Annotated in this window: 5 protein-coding genes; 3 read left to right on the forward strand and 2 right to left on the reverse strand. The window is 47.0% G+C overall.

Going from position 1 to position 7,057, the window contains the following annotated elements; all coding sequences use genetic code 11:
- The first annotated feature begins 449 nt into the window (after positions 1 to 449).
- Positions 450 to 1,268 (forward strand): alpha/beta hydrolase, encoded by an 819-nt coding sequence (locus tag Q0110_RS18100; protein ID WP_297909857.1) that lies wholly within the window; start codon positions 450 to 452, stop codon positions 1,266 to 1,268.
- On the opposite strand, the gene Q0110_RS18105 is transcribed toward Q0110_RS18100, so the two are convergent.
- Entirely contained in the window at positions 1,254 to 2,042 is a 789-nt protein-coding gene (locus Q0110_RS18105; protein WP_297909860.1) for a nitrilase-related carbon-nitrogen hydrolase, read from the reverse strand. The genes Q0110_RS18100 and Q0110_RS18105 overlap by 15 nt on opposite strands.
- Positions 2,043 to 2,368: 326 nt before the next feature.
- Here Q0110_RS18105 and Q0110_RS18110 point away from each other — a divergent pair, with 326 nt between their 5' ends.
- Both Q0110_RS18110 and Q0110_RS18115 read left to right on the forward strand, forming a co-directional pair.
- A complete protein-coding gene (locus Q0110_RS18110) occupies positions 2,369 to 3,652 on the forward strand; it encodes a DcaP family trimeric outer membrane transporter (RefSeq protein WP_297909863.1) in 1,284 nt (427 codons plus the stop codon).
- Positions 3,653 to 3,780: 128 nt separating this feature from the next.
- Positions 3,781 to 5,343: an ATP-binding protein gene (locus Q0110_RS18115; protein WP_297909865.1), complete on the forward strand. Its 1,563-nt coding sequence runs from the start codon at positions 3,781 to 3,783 to the stop codon at positions 5,341 to 5,343.
- On the opposite strand, the gene Q0110_RS18120 is transcribed toward Q0110_RS18115, so the two are convergent.
- The gene (locus tag Q0110_RS18120) at positions 5,340 to 6,911 is read right to left on the reverse strand and encodes a ClC family H(+)/Cl(-) exchange transporter (protein ID WP_297909868.1); all 1,572 of its coding nucleotides are present in this window, start codon (positions 6,909 to 6,911) and stop codon (positions 5,340 to 5,342) included. The two genes, Q0110_RS18115 and Q0110_RS18120, sit on opposite strands and share 4 nt — an antisense overlap.
- Between the last annotated feature and the right edge of the window lie 146 nt (positions 6,912 to 7,057).

Raw genomic sequence — 7,057 nt, forward strand, 5'->3', positions numbered from 1 at the left:
TTTATTGTATGTCCCCAGTTGTAGAGACGGGGCGTGCCCCGTCTCCTCCCCTCGCAGTGTTTGACAGTAGTCTTATTTGTATATTTAGAATACTATCAGTCCGTGATGAGACGGGGCACGCCCCGTCTCTACAATTGGGTGAGTGGATATCTTTAGGGTTTTCTGGTTTTATTTATTAGGTTCTGATTGGATAAATAAAATAAGATGTATATATTCGCTTTCTGTTAAATACAAATGATGTGTCGCTTGTTGCAATCTTGTCGTTTACTATGATCTTGGAGTATTGGGGTTTTGGGGCTGAGCAAGTGATTTGTTAGATTTGGTTTGTTGGATCATTATTATATTAAGTAAGTCATTAATCGAATAAATCATTAACTGAATAAATTATTAATCAAATAAGACAGCTATTAAATAAATCGTTTATCAAATAAAAACAGTTATCTAATATCATGAAGAAAATCTATTTGTTCCTATTCTGTCTGTTTATCTGTAATATCCTTGCGGCACAGGAACAGGGCTATGAAATGGCCAAGGATATCTCTTATACACAATCGGAGGATCCGTATGCGGTGGAACGTTGCAAATTGGATGTTTATTATCCAGGAAAGGCGAAAGATTTCCCTACGGTAGTCTGGTTTCATGGCGGAGGACTGTCGGGAGGCGGTAAGTTTGTTCCGGAGGAGTTGAAGAACTGCGGATTTGCTGTCGTAGCCGTAAATTACCGTTTATTACCTAAAGCCACTTTGAGTGATTGTATCGATGATGCGGCTGCCGCTGTCGCTTGGACGTTTAATGAGATTGAGAAGTACGGTGGGAATAAGCGTAAGATATTTGTCTCGGGGCATTCGGCCGGGGGATATTTGACAAATATGATCGGATTGGATAAGAAATGGCTGGCTAAGTATCAGGTAGACGCAGATTCTATAGCAGCCTTGATACCGTTCAGCGGTCATGCGATCAGCCATTTCGCTTATCGGCAGGCGAAGGGGATGAAAGACACCCAGCCAAGCATCGACGAGTTCGCCCCTTTGTTTTACGTGCGTCCCGACGCTCCTCCATTGATTATCGTCTCGGGCGATCGGGAGATGGAGATGTTGGGCCGTTATGAGGAGAACGCCTATTTCTGGCGCATGATGAAGGTAGCCGGGCATAAGGATACTTATATCTACGAGTTGGACGGATATGACCATGGATCGATGGCCGCTCCCGCCTTCCATATCTTGAAGAATCACGTGAAAGCGATCTTAGAAGGCTCAGAGACCCGGTAACTCTATAAACAGGATATCGTCTTTATAAGGCTCGCAACGCCCTAGGATGTTCCCTTGGGGAGAAAGCAAATAACTGTCGCCCGCATAGGAAAGCCCGGCCAAATCCGTTCCGGCACAGTTTACGGCGATGATATAGGCCTGGTTCTCTATCGCTCGCTCCCGGAGAAGCTTGTTCCAATCATCCCGCCTTGAGTCGGGCCAGTTGGCGATATAGAGAGCTGTATCATAGGAACGGTCCTGGTTACGGCTCCATTCCGGGAAACGGAGATCGTAACAGATGTAAGTAGCTATCCGGTGCCCTTTCCACGAGAGGATGAGCTGTTTATCTCCCGGGGTATAGACCTCTTTCTTAAAGCAGTTGTGCTTGTCGTAATATTGATAGCTGCCATCGGGAAATACGGCCAGCAGGCGATTGTAGTATTTGCCCTCTTCTTTGTAGATTGTCGATCCGACAACCAATGCTTGCGTGCGTGCCGACCATGATTTCATTTTTCCCAGTATCTCGGTAAAGCGGGAGGCTACCTCGTCTTTCGCTTTCAGGGACAATCCGGGAGCTTTTTTCCGCATATCGCAGCCGGAGGCGAATAGTTCGGGGAGGATGATCAGGTCGCTATCCTCGCAGCGCTGTATCCGCTCGTCGAAAGCGGTAAGATTCGCCCGGACATCTCCCCATACGAGGGTAGGCTGTATCAAGGCCAGATGGCAAGGCTCTTGGGCCTTTGTCGGGTACAAGAAAGCGGATAGTATGAAAATAGCCATTAAGAGTAATCTCATAAACTGTGATTTTTAAGTCGAAAGATAATATTGGCTTAGCCCCAAAAGTATAATGTTTCATTTTCAAAAGTAGTATTTTTGACCGATTTCTTAAAAGATCGTTGTATTTAATTTTAGGATGTGCCGTACTTTAATACAGTACTGGCTTTAATGCCATGTTATGCCTTAACGCTGTATTGGTTTCGATTAATCGTTTAATGTGGTATATATGACTGTTTTTTGAGTTGGCGATAGAGCGGAAAAAACACCCGTAGGGTTGTTAAAATCAGAACCTTTTCTTTATAACCTTGTTCAAAGTAGGTAATTAATCTAAACAAGACACATTTATGAGACTATTTGTACAAGGGGCAGTATTGCTGCTAGGTATGGGATTCCTATCGGCTCCCGCTAAGGCCCAGAAGGTGGTCATCGAGGATGATGCGCCAAATTCGATAATCCTTGTCAGACGAGACAAGGCAGGTGATGAAATCGTGAGGATAATGAATGAGACGCAGGGTCCTCGTTTCCATGACCCGAAAGCCCCCCGCTTCGTATTGACCGATCGTAAGGGACGTTTCGCCTTGGGTATCGGCGGTTACGTGAAGGCTACGGCAGAGTATGATTTCGGCGGTATCTCGGATGATATTGATTTCTATCCTTCCATGATCCCGAACAGTGGACAGAACTACGTCCGCAACCAGTTTCAGATGGATGCCACAACCAGTACGATATTCTTGAAATTGGTAGGGCGTACCAAACGCCTTGGAAATTTTATCGTGTATACGGCAGGTAACTTCCGGGGAGGCAGTAAGGTCTTCGAGCTCCAGAACGCCTATGTGTCTTTCTTGGGCTTCACGATGGGCTACGACTATAGTACTTTTATGGACCCGGCTGCCCTTCCCCCTTCGATTGATTATGCGGGGCCTGCCGGACAGGTCTTCTGCCGTGCCACCCTGTTACGCTATGAGCGTGCTTTCGGCAAGGGATGGAAAGCGGGGGTAGGTATCGAGATGCCGGTGGTAGATGGTATCACGAACCAAAGCGTGAACATCAGCAACCAGCGTATGCCGAACTTCCCTGCCTATATCCAATACGCATGGAATAAGAGCAGCCATATCCGTGTAGCCGGTATCGTACGTAATATGACATACGAGAACTTGGTGGCGCAACGTGCCGAGTCTAAGGCTGGGTGGGGGGTATTCGCCGCCTCTACGTTCAATGTGACAAGCAAGCTGAACTTCTACGGTCAGGCTACTTACGGCCGGGGTATCAGCCAGTTCTTGAACGATATCAGTAATCTGGACGTGGATCTGGTTCCGGACCCCGAGGCCAAAGGCAAGATGCAAGTGCTTCCGATGATGGGGTGGTACGCTGGCTTGCAATATAATATCACGCCGAAGGTATTCGTCTCCAGTACCTATAGCCAGACTCGTTTATACAGCGAGAATGATTACCCGGTTACCCCGTCGGATCAATACCGTTACGGCCAATACTTGGTAGCCAACATTTTCTGGAACGTGAGCGCCAATCTGCAAGTCGGCGCCGAGTACCTGAGAGGCTGGCGTACCGATTTCAACGATATGACCCGCCACGCCAACCGACTGAATGTTTCCGCTCAATATAATTTCTGATCATGTAGCGCTTTGTTGATGTGCCACACCGGGGGATTCTTGGTGTGGCATTTTTGAATCAGATAGATAATGTTATATTTTGTGATCTCTTTTATTTATAGTAGCTTTGTGATAAAAGAAATATGGTTATGGATTTTCAACGACAACTTTATCCGATAGGTATACAGACTTTCTCGAAGCTCAGGGAGGCGAATTATGTATATATCGACAAGACCGAATATGTCTACCGCATGACGCATTCCGCTTCAAGCTATATGTTCTTGAGCCGTCCCCGTCGTTTCGGCAAGTCGTTGCTTACCTCTACGCTCCAAGCTTATTTCGAGGGTCGGAAAGAGTTGTTCGAAGGGTTGGCCATGGAGAGGCTGGAGAAAGAATGGATAACCTATCCGGTACTCCATTTCGATATCAGCATGGCGAAGCATGTGGATGAGCCCCGTTTGAATCGCTTGTTAGATTTCCTGTTGTCGGGATATGAGGATCGGTATGATTGCCATATGCGGGAGAAGGACGTTAATATCCGTCTGGCGAATTTGATACGATGCGCATACGAACGGACAGGCCGGAAAGTAGTGGTGCTGATCGATGAATACGACGCCCCGCTTCTCGACGTGATGCACGAGGAGGAAAACTTACCCGTATTACGAAACGTGATGCGTAACTTCTACAGTCCGCTGAAGGCTTGCGATCCTTACCTGCGCTATGTGTTTCTTACCGGTATCACGAAATTCTCCCAGTTAAGTATTTTCAGTGAGCTGAACAATATAGAGAATATAAGTATGGATGGGCTATATTCAGCTATTTGCGGCATTACAGAAGAGGAAATGCTGACACAAATGAAGAAGGATTTAGAGTTGCTCTCTAAGGATATGAAGATCTCGTACGAGGAAGTGCTGAGACGTTTAAAAGATAATTATGATGGTTATCATTTCACGTATCCATCACCTGACATATATAATCCTTTCAGTCTGCTTGTGGCTATGTCTAAAGGTAAGATCGGTTCCTACTGGTTCGGCAGCGGCACACCTACGTATTTGATCGAGATGTTGAACAAGTTCCATGTAAAGCCCCAGCAGATCGGGGAACGGAAAGCGATAGCCGAATCGTTCGACGCGCCAACGGAAAGAATCACAGACATTACCCCGCTACTCTATCAGAGCGGTTATATCACGATAAAGGATTACTCCGAGCTGACGAATCTCTATACGCTCGATATCCCCAACAAGGAGGTACGTATGGGATTGATGAAGAGTTTGCTACCGGGTTATCTCCATCAATATACCGCCGAGGGCCTTACGACGGTAGCGCTCCTTTTCGAGGCGATTGCCGGGGAGAGAATGGACGATGCCCTTCGTTTGTTGCAGACCTTCCTCTCCACGATCCCTAAATGTGACAATACCGATTATGAGGGCCATTACCAGTCTTTGCTTTACACCATTTTCAGCTTGCTAGGGATGTATGTAGACGTAGAGGTACGTACTCCCCGTGGCCGTGTAGATATGGTGATGCGTACGAAAACAACGCTTTATATCGTAGAGCTGAAGCTCGATAAAACAGCCGATGTGGCCATGAGTCAGATAAACTTACGCAATTATCCCGAGCGTTTTGCCTTGTGCGGATTGCCTATCGTAAAGGTCGCCATTGATTTCGATCGTGAGCGACATACCATCAGCGATTGGCTGATAAGTGATTAATAGATATTCGCCATGCTAACCAGCGGCTCATACAACTTCTCGATATCCTGTGAGTCAATTTCTATCTCTACCTGATCGCCGGGGATCAGGGTCTGTCCGGCGGGAGCCAAGTCCTTGCGATCCCTGTGAATAGTCTTGATGATACAACGTTGGGGGAGGGTGAGGTGATCTACCTCCTTCCCGTCGAAATAGGCACCTGTCATGATCTCGACGAACAGGCTGGAACGCCCTTCGGTACGGAAGGCGGGAGTCGAGATCATCTCATCGTAGAGAACCACGTTGAAGGGCTTTATCTGTAGCATTTCCGTGAAGTAATACGTAAGCCCGCCGACAATGATTGAGGGGTAGAATACCTCCAGATGCCCGGTTATCTCCGTAATCAAGACGATGCCCGTCAGCGGTGTCCTGAGTACCGCCACCAAGAAACCCACCATGCTGATTAACATGATATAGCTGATGCTCTCCGTCTCAATGAAACCATACCTCACCAATAATAAGGCGATGATCTGCCCGAACAATCCTCCGGTAACTAATGTAGGAATGAAATTTCCTCCCGGCAGTCCGGAGGAAAAAGAGAGAGACGTGAATATTAAATGGATGAGCATCATCACCGCTATCCATAAAACGGGTCGATATCCGTGCATCGCTTGCGTGATCAGGAATTGCTCGCCTCCTCCCGTCAAGTTGATCTCTGTCAGCGAGATTGTATATGCTATGATCAGCAGGTATAACATCTTCATATAGGGAGGATACTTCAGGCGGGTAAAGAAATCCTTGCACCAAAGGTTGAACATCGAGTAAATTTTCCCGAAGACGGAAATAACCACGGCCAGAAATAAAAACAACTTCAGTTGATCCATAAAAGTGACCTGCGGGGCGATAGCGCTAATCTGCGAGTAGGGATTGAAGGGGAAAATCAAGCTCGCCACACCTCCCGCCACGACTCCTGCCAGCAAGGTAGTGATGGCGGTCTTGGGAGCGTCGAACCGCTCGATGGATTCGATCACTAGGAGAGAGGAGGCAAGGGGAGCGGCGAAAGCGGCGGCTAATCCGGCCCCCGCTCCGGCGGCCAAAAGCTGTTTACGCTCTCCGGCCAATACGTGTCCCCATTTGGAAATGATGTTCCCCACGTAAGATCCGATCTGTACGCACGGCCCCTCACGGCCAAGGGACAGGCCGGCGCTGATCGCTAATATACCTCCCGTGAACTTGGCGATTAATTGCGTCAACGGGTTCTTATATGTGATCCTGCCATTGATAACCGCCCGTGTCTGGGGAATGCCCCCGCCGGTAATCAGCGGCATCTTCTTGACGATCCAATTCACGCAAAGCAAGATACCCCACAACGTGAGAAAAAACAATACATGGAAATACCAAGGATAATGACCATCGAAAAAAAGTTTCCGGCTATTGAATAATTGCTGGAGCAGATAGTGATAAGGTACCGCCACCAATCCGGTCAGCAATCCGACGAAAATGCTTACAAAATAAAGCCGGGCGTCGATAAGTTTCAGTTTCCAGATCCGCCAGCGCCTCAGTTTTGTTATATTTAAGAGATCATTATCCATCAGACTCACCTTGTTCTCGTTTCCTGTTACAACAACCAAGGTAAATAAGAGGTTTAAAATCTCATTTCTTTGAACCTTTTTTTGAGAGTCTTGTTATTAAGATATAGTGTTTTTCATGGTATTAGAATTAAGTTAGATTAGGTTAT

Source organism: uncultured Parabacteroides sp. (assembly GCF_947855115.1).
GTDB lineage: Bacteria > Bacteroidota > Bacteroidia > Bacteroidales > Tannerellaceae > Parabacteroides.